The organism is Bacteroidota bacterium, from assembly GCA_018816945.1.
Lineage (GTDB): Bacteria > Bacteroidota > Bacteroidia > Bacteroidales.
The window spans coordinates 1-15,537 of record JAHIVC010000069.1; the positions used below are offsets into that span (position 1 = coordinate 1).

The following is a 15,537-nucleotide window of genomic DNA, read 5'->3' on the forward strand; positions in this document are numbered from 1 at the left end:
AGAGGTTACGAGGCTTTGCTTACTTACTACGTAAAGATTGCCCCACATCTTAATGAACCGCTGTATACGAGACCCGTACGTACAGTGGTGTGAGAGGTTCTCCCCATCAGCTAACGCTGGTGGGGCAGCCTACTCGATTATAGGCATGGTTTTACTTAACCTGTCAATTTTTGTTTATATATCGCATGGAAACATACGCTTTATTGTTTTTAACTTTAACTTTTCCAATAGTATTTTTGGTAGATGAAATTTTTCCTTCAGCTTCATATTTAATAACTTGCATATAACTATTATCCTTAACCTCTATTTCAGGTACAGTGCAATTATAAGTTCCATTTCTTGGTTTTTCAGAAAAATTCGACAAATCATAGCATAAAATCATAGTGTTCTTATTTTCATTTAATTCAATGAAATCTAATTTTGATTGAGTGGGAATAGTTTTCTCTGTATTATTGCCTCCAAAATCGAGAATAAAACACCAGCCTTTATGCCAAGGTTCACAATCATCAATAGTAACATTGTATTTTGCATGGTTGCGTAATCTAAATCTAAAATCGTCAAACATATGATAAATTTGATTATCTATAATTTGAGTTTCCTTTATTATGTTGAGAGAATCACCGACAAAAGTCTTTATATCATCGTTTATCTTCACTTGGATATTATCCAATTGGGCATCTGTAAGATTCTTACCAATAATGCTGGTTTTCATGTAGCTTTCATATATATCAAAAATAGATAATAAAATTGGGTTATCGGAATTACATTTTGACTGTGACTTTCCCTCATAATGTAAAACTGTAAAATCACTATCATTCTTGTTATTGATAATTTTGTTTGTACTATTCATGTGCCAGCAGAACATTGGACTTGAGCGGATATAAGAACCATTAGCACAGATATAAGAGTAGGTTATAGTGCCGCCATTACCTGGAGGAGAAGAACAAGGACCATCACCCCATGTATGATATGATATATAGCGACGGCAACCGACTAGAAAAAGATTTGAAGAACTGTCATTTGGGTTAATTTCATTTTGAGAAATTGACTTTTTTATTCCATCATCATTGATGCCATAGTTGTTAACTGATGTAAAAATACTTACAGTAATATCGTTTGATTCTTCTTTAAGGTAAAAATCAGGGCTAACATATCTTAAAGGACTTTTTGCTGTTTTACTCCCAAAAGCATGTGGAATAATAGTTCCGGGTAACATTAGATTTTCTTCTAATCTAAAATACACACTACTTTCTTTTAACTTCTCCTTGCTTGATTTTTTTGCCCAATCCCAAAATTTTCCAGGAAGTTTAGTTGTAAAACGATATCTGCCGGGTTTAAGATTTTTAAAATGATATGTTCCTATATGATCTGTTTTTGAGCTTAGAGCGGTAGTGTAGTTTTGTTGAATTTCATTCCATATTTCCGCTGTTATTAATGCCCCAGGAACTGGTTCGTTGGATCTTTTAATCCCATCATCATTTATCCCATAATTGTTTGGCATATTTGAATGAGTTATTTTCGCTTCGTTTCCAGAAAATAATTTTATTTGAATTCCAGCGCCAACACTAGCAAATGCAGGAAGTAATTTCTCAGTTGTGGTATTCTGCTTGGAATTTAATAGTGCTTTTAAATCAATATTACCTCTTGGATCAACAACACTGGTAAGGGTACGCGAAGAATATGTAATTTCATTCTTACCAGCTGGTATTGTATATCCAGCTTCAATAAAAAATCGCAACATTTGACCTGGTTTTCCGTAGGAAGCCCTAATATTTGGTTCAATCATTAATAAATTTCGGTTAGCATCCCCATCAGGAAATTTCAAAATAGTTGTTTCTGGTGTTTGGTTATATACAGCGGTGGCAGTTGCGCCTCTTTGCATCAAGTACTTAAGACCAACTCCGGGTTGAATTCTTAAATCTTTTTTACCTAAGTTCAGATAAGAAGAGAAACCCAGTAAAACGTTGGAATTTTTCTCCTGTAGATTTGAAATGGTAAGTACCGATTTAATGGGGTCTAAATAGCCATTGACATCAAATTCCGGTGAAGTTTTGAAAAACTGTCCGTTAACCCGAAATCCAAGTATTCCTATAGCTGCATCGAGTCCTATTTGTGGAATCAAAACAGGTTGTGAGAGATTTGGGGAAAAACCCCCGGAAGCACCTAACTGAAGATAAATTGATTTTTTACCTTCTAATCCATTTTGTGACAATGTGTTTATTGTCACAAAAACAAGGATAAGCAAAAAAACTAATCTGGTTGAAGCTTTCATTTTATTGGTTTTTAAATTTTTGTGTGGAAATATTTATAAATACATTTTTTTGTTAAAGTAATACCTAAAAAATTGTAGTTCTGGTCTCCATTTTATTATTTATCAACGTTTTATATGAATGTCATTTTTTATCTGTGAATGCCTTTTATAACGACATAAACTTGCTTATAACTAATATATATAATCCATAAAGTGAACTTTATCCCCCTATCCACCTGCGGCGGACAGGTATGGGTTGTATAGCGCAGCTTTTGTGTTTCTATATATTTTATAAATCTTTCAAACATTACATATGATTTAAGTTTTTATTCGGGGAGAAAAATCAAATATATAAAAAATACAGATGTGTTTGAAATTTAAACCGATAAAAAAAACCACCCCAAATTTGGAGTGGTTTCTTAGGTAGAATAAGCTATTTTATTTTCTTAAAGGCATCTTGTATTTCGGCCAATTGCTTTTTCAGTTTTTCGTATTGCAAATAGGTGTTTATGGCAGGTTGTTGGTCGGCACCCGTAACCGATCGCATCAAAAAACTTATCTGGTCGTTTAGCTGCGGCTGCATATAAATGCCTTCACTCATTTTTATTTTATCTTCCAGTACTTTAAGCTGTGCATCTTCCTGCTGTAATTTTTTCCTGCTTTTTTTGGCTTGCAATTTGGCAATTTCTTTACGTCGCGTTAAAATTTGGTCGGTAAGTTTATTGGCCTCGGTAGTCATGTCCACGATTTTTAATGCAAATTGTTCCTGTTCTTTCAATTCCTTAACTCCTGTATTGACTTCGGCTAAACGGGGATCGGCCATTACCTTAAATTCCTGCACAAATTCTTCTCCTGCAATTTCGAGGCTTACAAAATACTTATCGGGAGCAACATAAGGACCATTGCTGAAACTTCGTCGCGGGTTTTTATCCCAGGCCCCTTTATGTCGCATATCCCATTGGATACGGTGCAAGCCTGCTGTTTTGCTCAAATTAACGGCTTGGCCGGGCTGAAAATAATAACTCATGGCCATGTCTTCGTTTCCTTCTTCCTGTGCCACTTTTTGTGTTTTGCTTACATAAGTTTGTAAGGGCTTTTTATCGGCATCGAGAATGCTCATTTTAATTTCTCCTTCAGGAACGGTTTTAATGAAATAATCAATATTTACGGCAGAAGCAGGGTAGGATGGAATTTCATTCCCCCTGGTTTGCCGGTAACGTAAACGATAAGTTTCAACAGGTTTCATTAAAAAATTATGTTCCTTTTGCATTGCTGCATAATGATGTAAAGGGCTCACATTGTCCATGATCCAGAATGAGCGGCCCATGGTCGATACGGCTATATCTTTTCGGTAAACCTTAATATCGGTTATGGGCGTAACAGGCAGGTTTTGCTGAAAGGATTGCCAGTTTTCGCCATCGTCGAACGAAACGAATAAGCCAAACTCGGTACCGGCATATAGCAGGCCTTCTTTTTCAGGATCTTCGCGCACAACCCTGGTCGGGAAATCGGCAGGGATGCCATTCTTGCCGTTGGTCAATAATATCCAGCTTTCGCCGTAGTTTTTGGTTTTATAAATATAAGGTTTCCAGTCGCCCAATTGATAACGCAAAACGGCTATATATGCTTTCCCTGATTGATGCGGAGAGGGTTCGACACAATCAACACGGCCACCCGGCAATAAATAGGGAGGGGTCACATTTTTCCATGTTTTCCCTCCATCGCGGGTAACATTTACGGGGCCATCATTAGCTCCGGTCCATATTAAACCCTTAGTCAGCGGTGATTCACTAATTTCATATAGGGTGCTGTAATATTCCTCTCCCGTGATATCGCGAGTGATCGGGCTTCCTGAAATCACCTGTTTATCAGCTTCAAAAGCGGTTAAATCGGGTGAAATAATTTCCCAACTATACCCATCATCCGTAGTTTTGTGCAGGTATTGCGAGCCCATATAAACCACATCCGGATTGTGCGGGCTCACATGAATTGGTGAAACCCGTTGGAACCGGAATTCCAGATCCTTTGGATTGTGGCCATAAATATTGCTTGGATTTACGGTATAGGTTCTTTCCTGTCCGGTAATTTTATTAAAAACCCCAAAATGTCCTTTGCAATTTGAATAAACAATATTGTGGTTTCCGGGTTTTGGAACGGTGGGCCCGGTTTCGCAACCTCCAACCTCAATCCAGTAAGCAGTTGGTCCGCCAGGTGCATCATAAGGAGGCAAACTAGGCACTCCAATGGTTGTATTATCCTGTTGCCCTGCATAAAGCCAATAGGGGTTTTGATCGTCGAGATCGACCTGATAAAGCTCGGCGGTAGGCTGGTTGATTTGTGTCGACCAGCTTATGCCGTCGTTCAGGGTCACGTTCACCCCGCCATCATTGGCTTGTATATAAATATTGGTATCTTTTTCATTGATCCACATATCGTGGTTGTCGCCGTGAGGCGTGCTTCTGCGTTCCCAGGTTTTACCCCCATCCACTGATTTATAAAAGCTCGTGGAATTTACAAAAAGCGCATCGGCATTTACGGGGTTGGCTTCGATATTGCAATAGTAAAACGGACGATCGAGCAAGCGCATATTGTCGCTGATCCGGGTAAACGATTCACCCTGATCGTTGGATCGAAAAAGTCCGGCATCGCCTTCAGCGGCTTCCACCAAAGCATACAAACGTTGTGGATCGGCTTTTGAAACTGCCAGATCAATTTTTCCGATGATCCCCGCAGGTAAACCATTCATAAGTTTGATCCAGCTTTTACCACCATTAATTGATTTATGGATGCCACCATTTTCACCACCACTGATAATTGTCCATGGTTTGCGTTCGGTTCTCCAGGCGGCAGCGTAAATAATATCGGGATTGTTTGGGGCAAATTCAATATCTGCAACACCAACGGTATCGGCAATAAACAAGACCTGATCCCAGGTTTTGCCTCCATCCATGGTTTTGTAAACCCCTCGTTCTTTATTGGGTTGAAAGGGTTGACCAATGGCAGCCACAAAAACGATGTCCGGATTTTCGGGATGAATTTCAACAGCGCCAATTAATCCTGCATCTTTTAGGCCGATATGTTCCCATGTTTTTCCGGCATCACCGGATTTGTAAACACCTTTCCCGACGATGATATTCGAGCGAATTCCATCTGAACCCGTACCTACATAAACGATGTCGGGATTATTTTGATAAACCTGAATGGCTCCGATAGAAGGGGAAGCAAAATAACCATCCGAAACATTGTTCCAGTTGATGCCATAATCTTCGGTTTTCCAAACACCACCTCCGGTTGCGCCCATATAAAAAGTGCCTGGTTGTGTAGTGATTCCGGCAACAGCGGTTGATCTGCCACCACGGGTAGGGCCTACGTTTCGGAATTTTAAATCTTTAAATACATTGTCTTCCTGATTTGAATCTTTCGTTTGCGAGTAAATGGCCGGGATGCTTAAAACCAGCATATAACCCAATAATAAAGCCTGTTTTAGTAAATGGTTCATATATAAATAAATTAAAGTTTTTGTTTTGATTAATGTAACGCTTGTTGATGCAAGATATTCAAAAAAAACCGTATTTTGAATTGGAACTTAATAAAGTCGATGTACAATGAAGTAATTTCTATCAATGACGGAAAATGAAAGGGAATCGATTAATGAAATGTAGAATGTAGAATACAGAAAGTATGACACGCAGGCAGGGTATCAAGATTTTAGACGTTAGATAATAGATTTTAGATATTAGACTTTAGACATTAGATATTAGTGGTCTGTGGTCTGACCCCCTATAAACTGGCTAATTTTCAAATCATCACATTTTCAAATTTTCAAATTAGCACATTATCTTTCCAGATTCACTTTCCGCTCTTTCAAATTATATTTATCGCCTTTGCGAAGGAAATAAAATTCTTTTGAGTCGGCAGGAAGTTGGTAAATGGTATCGCGTTCCCTTGAAAACCGGGTTCCATCATAAATGGCAACAAAACTATTTCCGATGACTTCAAATTCGTTGCCTTTAACCACGATGCCTGTGTTTTCGTCCAAACCTATCCCAAATAATTCCGGTCGGTTCTTAAGTATCTCAAAAATATCAAACTGACGGTTACGAACCAGGATGTGTTGATCGATGGCACTGTTTTTCAAAAATCCCAAACCCACTTCATGATCGCCCATCATTATCGTATTTCCTTTCGAATCGCCACGGGCGAGGTAAGAACCCTGAATAGATGCACCTGCTGACGAACCGGCTATGACGCCGCCACGATCCAGCAATTTGTTAAATTCTTCATGGGCCCTGGTATTTAAAAATCCATCTGCAATCCGCCATTGACGGCCCCCATCGAACCAAACCCCTGTTGCATAGGTGATGGATGTATAAAATTCAGGATCATTCGCTAATTTCGAATCGCGGGTATGTAATACAGTTACGTTTTTAAATCCTGCTTTTTCAAACCTTGCCTTAAAATTCACAAAGCCTGAATCCTTTTCAATCTGATCATCTTCCCAAGCAGTGGGGACGATAATAATCTTGGCATCATCACCACCCGCGTATTCTTTAAACTTTTCCAAGAATATGGGATCTCGGGCATTACCACCAATGATGATCAGGGTGCCTTTTTCAGGCCCGATAAAATCAAGTACTTTCTTTGATGCATTGCCCGTTTTTTGTTGAGCATAGGAATGGACAATACCCGGTCCGTTAATTAAAAAAAAGCAAATAAGGGTAAAATTCGTGAAAAATTTAAGTTTACGCATAGTTTAAATTTAAAGATTGAATGACTAGGTTTTATTTAAGGATTCAAGGAAAATGCCGGCTATATATTCAGGTGTTTCTCTATTAAAGGAAGGATTTATTTTTAATACAAACCCATCCTGAACCGGATCGGGAAACTCAATGTGTTTTTTGTCAAGTTCCTGTTTGAGTTTATTCAGATTAGGATGATTGATCATCAGTTTCACGACATGGGTCCCATTTTCATATCGTTGAACTTCTATCCTATGATCTTGTGAAATCCTGGAAAAGAATTTCTCAGCATTTTCATAAGCTAATTTATATTCATCGATAAACCCGTCGGCGTAATAAAGTGCAACAGCAGCAAAAGGCCATGCATAAGGTAATCCACCACCATACATCCTTCTTACATGAAACAGATCTTTGGTGAATTCAGTTGATCCGGCCAAAATAGCCCCTGATGCGGCATTAAAACATTTCCATAAAGAAGTATAAACGGTATCGAATAAACTGCCATATTTAGCAGGGATATTCCCTGTGTGGGCGCATTGAACAAATAAGCGGGCCCCATCCAAATGCATTTTGATGTTTTCGCTTCGGGCATAATCCGATATTTTTTTCATATTTTCAAAACTCGAAATCTGATCATGTTTTCTACGAACGGGTGTTTCGATCGAAATAACGCCAACTTTTGTTAAAACCCTTCCCCCTTTTGTCATTGCAACGGTATGCATTACTTCTTCCAAGGTAAACTCAACAGCGTTTTGACCCAGGGGAATGAGATTTAAGCTACTGAGGTTTTGCGCACAATCACCGGTATCATTATAAAAATGACTTTGTTCCTGAACGATCACCCTTTTTGCATTTCCTGCCAATTGCCTTGCAGCCAACTGATTTGCAAGGGTTCCCGTAGGCATAAAAACGGCAGATTCCTTGCCAAGCAATTGGGCAAATTTATGTTCCAATTCTTCCACCACGCCACCATTGGAGTAATAATCGGCTTTGATTTTACCCTCATCGGCTAATTTCATGAGCAGGTTGGCATATTCTTTCGGTGTTAATCCTAAACCGTCGCTTGTCAAATTTACGCTACCTTTCAAATCATCGTAAATTCTTGTACTTCTGATTCCCGGGATGGCACTTAAGGGAGCAGCGGTTGCAGCAAGCATGCCCCCCATTTTTACAAAATCTCGTCTGTCCACAATTTATTTTTTTTGAATGAAGTGAAATTAGTAAAAAAATAATCTCAAACGGAAATAGATGTATATCATTTTTTATATCAATTTCACGCGTAGGAAAACAGAAGGTTCGGATATCCATCGTGCTATTTTAATACTACCATGACTTTTACTGAAAAAATATTTTACGTATCGAAATAATTTATATATTAGCGCTCTGGAGTACTATAAATACTTAACGGACAGCCCTGTCCGGGTACTAAAACAGCTCGTGAATTTTACGGAAGGAGAACGGTTTATAAAAAGATAAACTCTTATTAGAATTTGGTTTTATTCAATATGATTTTGAAAATGCAAACAAATTTAAACGCCAAATTATAATCATCCGAATAAAAATACAATAAAGCAACCTTAAATGAAAATAGCTATGCCAATTCCAAAAAAGAAAACCATCCAGCCGATAAAACTCTTTGAGAACATCGCGCTGACCTTTAGTGGTGGCGGTTACCGTGCCTCCACTTTTGGGCTGGGTATATTGTCATACTTAAACCAAGCCCGTATCCGCAACAAATCACTCCTCGAAAATGTAAAAGGTTTGAGTACCGTAAGCGGAGGAACCTTAACCGGTGCTACCTATGCTTGTTCTGCAGCCGAAGGAAAGGATTTTAATACCTTTTATACACATTTTTATAAAACCCTTGAAGAAGATAGACTTTTGGGTATTGCCCTAGCTAAACTCGATTCAAACGAATTGTGGAAAAATTCACATAAAAAGCGGTCCTTGATCAATGCTTTTGCCCTGGCTTATGCTGAATTGCTAGCAAACAACACTTTTAGGTGCCTTCGGGAACAAAAATCACATTTGGAAGACATCTGTTTTAACGCTACCGACTTTTCATTCGGCTTGGCTTTTCGTTTCCAGACTTCCGGGATTTTCGGGAACTATCATTTACAGAACACCAATCTCGATGCACTTTCAAACGATATGAAAATAGCTGATGCCATTGCTTCTTCCTCATGTTTCCCGATGGGATTCGAACCCATGGTTTTACCGGATGATTATGTAAGTGATCATAATTCAACGACCTATGTTGCCATCAAAGCGCAAAAGGAATTTAAAAAAGGCGTCGGGATCATGGACGGGGGGATTGTGGATAATCAGGGGATAGGTAGTATTATGAATATCAACGTCAGGCGTGAAAAAGAAGGGAAACCTTACGATCTGATCATGGTTTGCGATGTAGGGAGTTATTTCATGGATCCATGGCAAGCATCGAAACTGAGCCTTGATGGTGAAGATGGATCTGCAAGCCCTAAAAAAATATATCAAACCGTCGTGAAAAAGTTAAGGTCAAGCTGGTGGATTTGGCTGCTACCAATACCTATTGCTGCAGCACTTTTGATCGGGGGTTTTTACAGCCAAAACGGAACCTGGCTGTTCATTGGTGGGGGTGCCATGGTAATGTTTGCAATCTTAGCCGGTGGCGCCAGATTATTTATTGATAAGATCGTTCATAAAATATTAAAAACATGGGGTTGGGTGATGGGTATGCTGCCACACTTTATGCGGGATAAACTTGTTTATTTCGAAAACCTTCGCCTGCGATTAATCCAGCGAATGCTAGAAGAACGAGGTACTTCGGCCATGAAAATGATCAGTGAAATATTCCTGAAACAAATCCGCCGACTTAACTATAATTTGTTTTATGAACACCAGGATTTGAAAGACCGCAGAATTACCGCCCTCATTTATGAACTCACCAAAGAACAATATCAAAATGGCAAATCGGACGAAAAAGAACCGGAAGTAAAACGTGGGCAAATCCCAGATCCGGGCGACGGCATTTATGCTGCAGCTAAAATAGCGAGCGAAATGGGAACCACCCTTTGGTTTTCGGTTGAAGATAAAAAAGTTTACCGGCTTAAAAACCTTGTTAGTTGCGGGCAGTTTACCGCGTGTTTTAACCTCCTGAAATATTGCGTTGACTTAAAAAGTTCAAAGGCAAAGGTTGATCCCGAATTGCTTGATGAGATGATTAAAGTCTTTGCAAACGATTGGAAAAAATTTATTAAAAATCCTTACTGGCTGCATGATCAGTATAGAAATTAACAATCTCAAACTAAAAAACTATGGCAACAATCAATGAATTAACACAGGAACAATTTAAGGATTTGCTCGACAACTATTTTGCTCCGCCTGAAGAACGGACGCAATTGACCGACGATGAACTAAAAGATCTGGCAAAAAGATTAAATGAAAGGATCAAAGTTCCCATTATTTCGGAAACCGGTGAGGAGAAAATCCTGATTAAGATTATCATCAAAATCGACCGCTTTTTGTACGATAATTTACCAAATGAATTTTACGATCTGGTCAGAAGCATGGATAAAGGTATCGATGATGAAGAAGCCAAGCGATTAATTACGAGGCTTTCGAAGCTTGCCAATAAGCACATCGATTTGCCTTATCTACCCGAAATGGCTGAATATATAGCCATCCGACTGGTGATAGGGGTGATCGTGAATGCGGCCCGAAAGCAATGGGACCTCCGCAGGGCCAAGGAGAATATGTACGAAATGAAAGTACCTCATCAAAAATACGCGTCTCAATTTCAGTTGGAAAGCATTATTTCCTGACAATCGACTAGATTTTAACAATATAATATTTTACAGAATATGAAAACTTCCATCATAAGTAAGCCAAGATATATACAAATCATGTTTTTGGCTATGATTGTTTTGCTTTTAGGTGCATCGTGCAGGGTAACCCTAATTCCTACTTACGATGATTCTATTGCTCAACAAATTGACCAGACTTCCAAACAGGTTGACAAATTCTACCTGACTATGTTGGAATTATCAACCACTAGTAACAATGGCAGGGCTTTTGAACATTTTGTCCTCCAATATCTTGACATTGAAGTAGAACTGAATTCATTGCTCAGTAAAAATAAAGTGAGGCCATTGAACCAAAATTCAACAAGGATTTGTGAGATTACCCTCGAGCTTTGGGTAAAGTATAAAGAGGAACATAAAAAAGACAATACCCTTAGCGATGGACTTGTGAAATTGAACCGGAAAACCTTCAGCGATTTATTTTATGCCATGCAGGTTGCAGAAGAAGGTAAAAAAATTGCAGGCAATCCACCCAAATAATGAACCAAAAATTTATAAAGATGAATTTCGATATCAATAAAGTACTTGCAGATATGCTTGCTGCTATGAAAGGAACCGTTAGCGACCATTGGTCTGAAGTTAAAGATACTGCTAATCAATTCCTTCAGAGGGATAAGGATAGGTTGGAACTGTTGGCCGAGTTAAGGATCACGGGCGATCTGAATCAGGAAAAATTTGAATCACGATTGCAGGATGAAAAACTGATACTGGAAGCTGAGCTTAATGCCTTGGCCGTTATTTCGAAAGCCATTGCACAAAAAGCAGCCAATGCAGCCTTTGATGTTTTACAAAAAGCTGTGAATGCTGCCATTTCTGCCGTGTTTTGATTTCATGCTAAAAATGACTTTATTTAAAAAAACCGCCCATAATGAGCGGTTGAATCCATTTTGAGGTAAACCGTTTAGTTCGGGCAAGGGTAGTTGTAGCAAACAATAAGCCATGATCTTAATTCAGTGGCTCGTCCGTCCAAAATACCAATATATTTTGGTTGGTTCAGGATGGCATCCAATGCGTCCAGGCTTTTTAATGCATCCTCAAGATCGCAAGTTCGAGCATATACCAATGCTTTTAACACATGTTTTTCAATTGCCGGATTCTTCAGTGAGGGTTTATCAAAGGAATTGGCAGTCAGGATAATTCTATCAGCCGACTTTTCCATGAGATTGCATGGTGTATTGCTTGTTGCAGATGCTGTAGCTTCTGCCTGAGCAGCAGATTCTTGGCCAAAGGCATAAATACCTGAAAACATAAAAATGCACAAAAAGGCAAAAAATGACTTTTTCATAATTCTCGAATTTAAGTTGAACAGTTAACGCGCTTTAGTCCTGATTAATTAGGATTTAAGGTGTAAGTTAATCAAAAAAAGCGTGCTTTGCAATAGCTGATTCCGTAAATCTGATTTGATTCTTAGCTACAATCCAGGTGAAAATCGGCTGACCCAATAAATGGTATTAAACCCCAGAGCAAGCTCTGGACTATCATTTCCGTAGCAATCTACGGGGAATTAAACCATACCTTCTCGTCCGACGAAGCGGAACGCGAAGGAGGATTAAACTTTTATTTGTAATTTCGCCGGCACTGTAAATATTTTCGGTGTAAACAGTAAACATAAAACAGGGTCAATTTCATGGAACTAACATACTTTTAAGGTTTTGTCAGTTACTTTACATTTTACTTTATAACTACGCATATAACATGATCAATATATTGAAAAAAATACTCAATTATTTAAAACCTGAACCAATTTATAAGGTTTTGATATTTAGATTATTGTTGGTGTATTTAATTTTTATGCTATCGCGCATTATATTTTATATTTTCAATCAGAATTATTTCTCAAATTCACATTTGAGCTCACTGCCAAATATATTTATAGGAGGATTGGTTTTCGATACAGTTGCAATTTTATACACCAATTCTTTGGTTATTATATTGAGCATAATTCCTTTTCAATTTCGTTACAAAAAAGGATTTCAGAGCTTTATGAAATATCTGTTTTTTATTTGCAATGGAATTGCTCTTTTGGCCAATTTAATGGATGTTGCTTATTTTCCATTTACTTTAAGTCGTACAACTTTTAGTGTGTTTTCGCAATTTGGTAACGAAAACAATCTGGTGCCGCTTTTCCTGAATTTTTTTGTTGACTATTGGTATATGGTTTTGTTTTTGATCCTATTAATGTGGTTAATGATTTTTTTGTATAAAAAAATAAAAATGCCAACTTTGGCTGAAAAACCATCCATTAAATATTACATAAAAGCTTTGCTTTTGATACCGATCGTATCAGCAATTTTTGTAATTGGGGCCCGCGGTGGAATCCTTCACAGTACGCGCCCGATAACGATGAGCAATGCCGGGGATTATGTGCAAAATCAGGCAGAAATTCATTTGGTTTTGAATACCCCGTTCTGCCTTATAAAAACCATTTTTCATCATTCGCTTGAGAAAAAAACCTATTTTTCGGATAAAGCAGATTTAGAAAAAATATACAATCCAATTCGTGTTTTAAATCCCAATGATACGGTTAAAAAATACAATATAGTATTGATCATTCTTGAAAGTTTTGGAAAGGAGAGTATCGGTTTTTTTAATAATAATCTCTACGGTTATACTCCATTTGTTGATTCCTTATGCACTCACAGTCTGGTTTTTCAACATTCATTTGCCAATGGTCGGAAATCAATTGATATTTTACCCAGTACCATGCTTTCGATTCCTTCGCTTGGTGAACCCTTTGTTTTGACTGAATATTTCAGTAATAATTTGAAAAGTTTACCCCAAATTTTAAAGGAGGAAAATTATCATACTTCATTTTTTCATGGAGCTCCAAATGGCTCAATGGGTTTTTCGGCGTTAACAAATTTAATTGGCATTGATCATTATTTCGGTAAAAATGAATTTATTAGTGAAAATAAAATAAATACAAGAGAAAGCGGAAATTTATGGGGGATTTGGGACGAAGATTTTTTCAAGTATTATGCTAAAAAAATTAATGAATTCGAGCAACCATTTTTTACAAGTATTTTTTCGCTAAGTTCACATCATCCGTATGACCTGCCTGAAAAATATAAAAATGAATTTCCCGAAGGAAAACATCCGATATATAGAACAATCGGATATTCAGATTTTGCGCTAAAAGAATTTTTTGAAGCGGCTCAAAAAATGCCCTGGTTTGAAAATACAATATTTGTTATCACTGCCGATCATTGTCAAAGTACGCCAACTCACGATGAGTATAATACATCAACGGGATTATTTAGTGTTCCGATCATCTTTTATTCAGCAAATGAAAAATTGAATTTGAAGGGGAATTCTGAAAAATTGATCCAGCAAATTGATATTATGCCAACTTTATTGGGAATGATTAATTATAATAAATCCTATTTTTCGTTTGGGAATGACGCTTTAAATGCAGAAAATCATTTTCTTGTAAATTATGTAAATGGAATTTATCAGGTATTTTATGGCGATTTTGTTTTACATTTTGACGGTACAAAAACAGTGGCTCTATTCGATTACAAAAAAGATATTTTATTGCAAAATAATTTACATGGCAATAACCAAGAATTGCAACTGAAAATGGAGGATTTTGCCAAAGCTTTTGTTCAGCAGTATAATAATCGGATTATTGAAAACAGGATGACGGTCGATTAGTTTTATCTTCTAAAAAATCATCGCTTCAATGTGCTTTTTCATAGTGTAATATCCTTTTGAACTTTGGATTCATTAAACGCAAGTGATCTTTATAAAATAATTGATCCGGTAATTATTTATATTACTTGACATATAAAATGTCTATCTAATTGTTAAAAAATCCTATAATTCATTAATGGATGTTAAATATTTAGCGATGGTTTGCCAAACAGCGTAAATTTGGTCATTAATAAATGAAAGAAGTGGGTTGTCGCAAATATAAGCTAAGTAAGATATTCATAAGTATAGCCGTGTTGATCAGCCTCCAATCGCATTTAATTGGTCAGGTAATAATTCAAGGGATTGTTAAAGATCAAAAAAGCGGACAGCCTATTTCTTTTGCAAATATTTATATCCCTGAAAAAAGAATGGGTACCGCCACTAATCTTTATGGTGAATTCAAATTTGAACTCAGCCCTATCGACAGCATGTTAATTTCAGCCATTGGATACGAAAGCCGGCTCATTTATCTGAATGATTCTGTTTATAATGAATCGATTGAAATAAATATCGATTTAGTGCCAAGGATCTATGATTTAACAGAAGTGGTCATTAGACCATTTCCAACTTATGAACGATTTAAGCATGAAATCCTGAATTATGAAATGACGCCCGAAGAAATCAATGCCAAAGCACTTCAAGAGGCATTTAGGCGGAATTTGGCAATGTTATCACAAAACACAAAACCCATCGATTATCTGGATGACAGAGGAGGGATCAGTCTCGGAAGTCCGGTGACAGCGATTTATAAATTATTCAGCAGGGATGCTAAGAATGAAAAGAAGTATAATAAGCTTTTAATAGCTGACAAAATCAGATTAAAAGTTGGAGAACGTTTAAATTTTGAAGTAGTTGGTAAACTAACAGGTTTAAAAGATGAAAAGGAAGTAAATGATTTTATTGCTTACTGCAATCTTACTGATGCATTTGTTCTCGCCTGTACCGATATTCAGCTATATAATCGCATTATGGAATGCTTTCAGGAGTATACCTTAAAAGAATGAGCCTCGAA

General features: G+C 37.4%; 11 protein-coding genes. 6 read left to right on the plus strand and 5 right to left on the minus strand.

From position 1 onward, the window contains the following. Positions 1–163 precede the first annotated feature (163 nt). From KKG99_10125 to KKG99_10140, 4 genes are all read right to left on the minus strand, one after another. The gene (locus KKG99_10125; GenBank protein ID MBU1013353.1) at positions 164–2,272 is read right to left on the minus strand and encodes a carboxypeptidase-like regulatory domain-containing protein; all 2,109 of its coding nucleotides are present in this window, start codon (positions 2,270–2,272) and stop codon (positions 164–166) included. 412 nt (positions 2,273–2,684) lie between these two features. Next, positions 2,685–5,750, minus strand: a complete 3,066-nt coding sequence (locus KKG99_10130; GenBank protein MBU1013354.1) for a hypothetical protein — start codon at positions 5,748–5,750, stop codon at positions 2,685–2,687. Between the two features lie 336 nt (positions 5,751–6,086). Next, a complete protein-coding gene (locus KKG99_10135; GenBank protein MBU1013355.1) occupies positions 6,087–7,001 on the minus strand; it encodes a cyanophycinase in 915 nt (304 codons plus the stop codon). 24 nt (positions 7,002–7,025) lie between these two features. Continuing rightward, positions 7,026–8,180, minus strand: coding sequence for a hypothetical protein (locus KKG99_10140; GenBank protein MBU1013356.1), 1,155 nt, complete (start codon positions 8,178–8,180; stop codon positions 7,026–7,028). Between the two features lie 391 nt (positions 8,181–8,571). On the opposite strand from KKG99_10140, the gene KKG99_10145 reads away from it, so the two are divergent. From KKG99_10145 to KKG99_10160, 4 genes are read left to right on the plus strand one after another with little or no spacing between them, the layout of a single operon-like run. Further along, a complete protein-coding gene (locus tag KKG99_10145) occupies positions 8,572–10,266 on the plus strand; it encodes a patatin-like phospholipase family protein (GenBank protein MBU1013357.1) in 1,695 nt (564 codons plus the stop codon). A 20-nt stretch (positions 10,267–10,286) separates the two neighbouring features. After that, a complete protein-coding gene (locus KKG99_10150) occupies positions 10,287–10,793 on the plus strand; it encodes a hypothetical protein (protein MBU1013358.1) in 507 nt (168 codons plus the stop codon). Between the two features lie 39 nt (positions 10,794–10,832). Beyond that, positions 10,833–11,312, plus strand: a complete 480-nt coding sequence (locus KKG99_10155) for a hypothetical protein (protein MBU1013359.1) — start codon at positions 10,833–10,835, stop codon at positions 11,310–11,312. A gap of 20 nt (positions 11,313–11,332) precedes the next feature. Beyond that, entirely contained in the window at positions 11,333–11,659 is a 327-nt protein-coding gene (locus tag KKG99_10160; protein MBU1013360.1) for a hypothetical protein, read from the plus strand. A 74-nt stretch (positions 11,660–11,733) separates the two neighbouring features. On the opposite strand, the gene KKG99_10165 is transcribed toward KKG99_10160, so the two are convergent. Then, entirely contained in the window at positions 11,734–12,117 is a 384-nt protein-coding gene (locus KKG99_10165; GenBank protein ID MBU1013361.1) for a hypothetical protein, read from the minus strand. A 698-nt stretch (positions 12,118–12,815) separates the two neighbouring features. Between KKG99_10165 and KKG99_10170 the strand changes: the two genes are divergently transcribed. Together KKG99_10170 and KKG99_10175 are read left to right on the plus strand one after the other, a co-directional pair. Beyond that, on the plus strand, positions 12,816–14,486 hold the full coding sequence (locus KKG99_10170) for an LTA synthase family protein (protein MBU1013362.1): 1,671 nt from the start codon (positions 12,816–12,818) through the stop codon (positions 14,484–14,486). Between the two features lie 233 nt (positions 14,487–14,719). Next, positions 14,720–15,529 carry a carboxypeptidase-like regulatory domain-containing protein gene (locus KKG99_10175; GenBank protein ID MBU1013363.1) on the plus strand — a complete coding sequence of 270 codons (810 nt, stop codon included), beginning with the start codon at positions 14,720–14,722 and terminating at the stop codon, positions 15,527–15,529. Positions 15,530–15,537: the final 8 nt, after the last annotated feature.

Coding starts and splice junctions, on each gene's coding strand:
- KKG99_10125 (MBU1013353.1), bottom strand. CDS start 2,272: ATGAAAGCTTCAACCAGATTAGTTTTTTTGCTTATCCTTGTTTTTGTG.
- KKG99_10130 (MBU1013354.1), bottom strand. CDS start 5,750: ATGAACCATTTACTAAAACAGGCTTTATTATTGGGTTATATGCTGGTT.
- KKG99_10135 (MBU1013355.1), bottom strand. CDS start 7,001: ATGCGTAAACTTAAATTTTTCACGAATTTTACCCTTATTTGCTTTTTT.
- KKG99_10145 (MBU1013357.1), top strand. CDS start 8,572: ATGAAAATAGCTATGCCAATTCCAAAAAAGAAAACCATCCAGCCGATA.
- KKG99_10150 (MBU1013358.1), top strand. CDS start 10,287: ATGGCAACAATCAATGAATTAACACAGGAACAATTTAAGGATTTGCTC.
- KKG99_10155 (MBU1013359.1), top strand. CDS start 10,833: ATGAAAACTTCCATCATAAGTAAGCCAAGATATATACAAATCATGTTT.
- KKG99_10160 (MBU1013360.1), top strand. CDS start 11,333: ATGAATTTCGATATCAATAAAGTACTTGCAGATATGCTTGCTGCTATG.
- KKG99_10165 (MBU1013361.1), bottom strand. CDS start 12,117: ATGAAAAAGTCATTTTTTGCCTTTTTGTGCATTTTTATGTTTTCAGGT.
- KKG99_10170 (MBU1013362.1), top strand. CDS start 12,816: ATGAAATATCTGTTTTTTATTTGCAATGGAATTGCTCTTTTGGCCAAT.
- KKG99_10175 (MBU1013363.1), top strand. CDS start 14,720: ATGAAAGAAGTGGGTTGTCGCAAATATAAGCTAAGTAAGATATTCATA.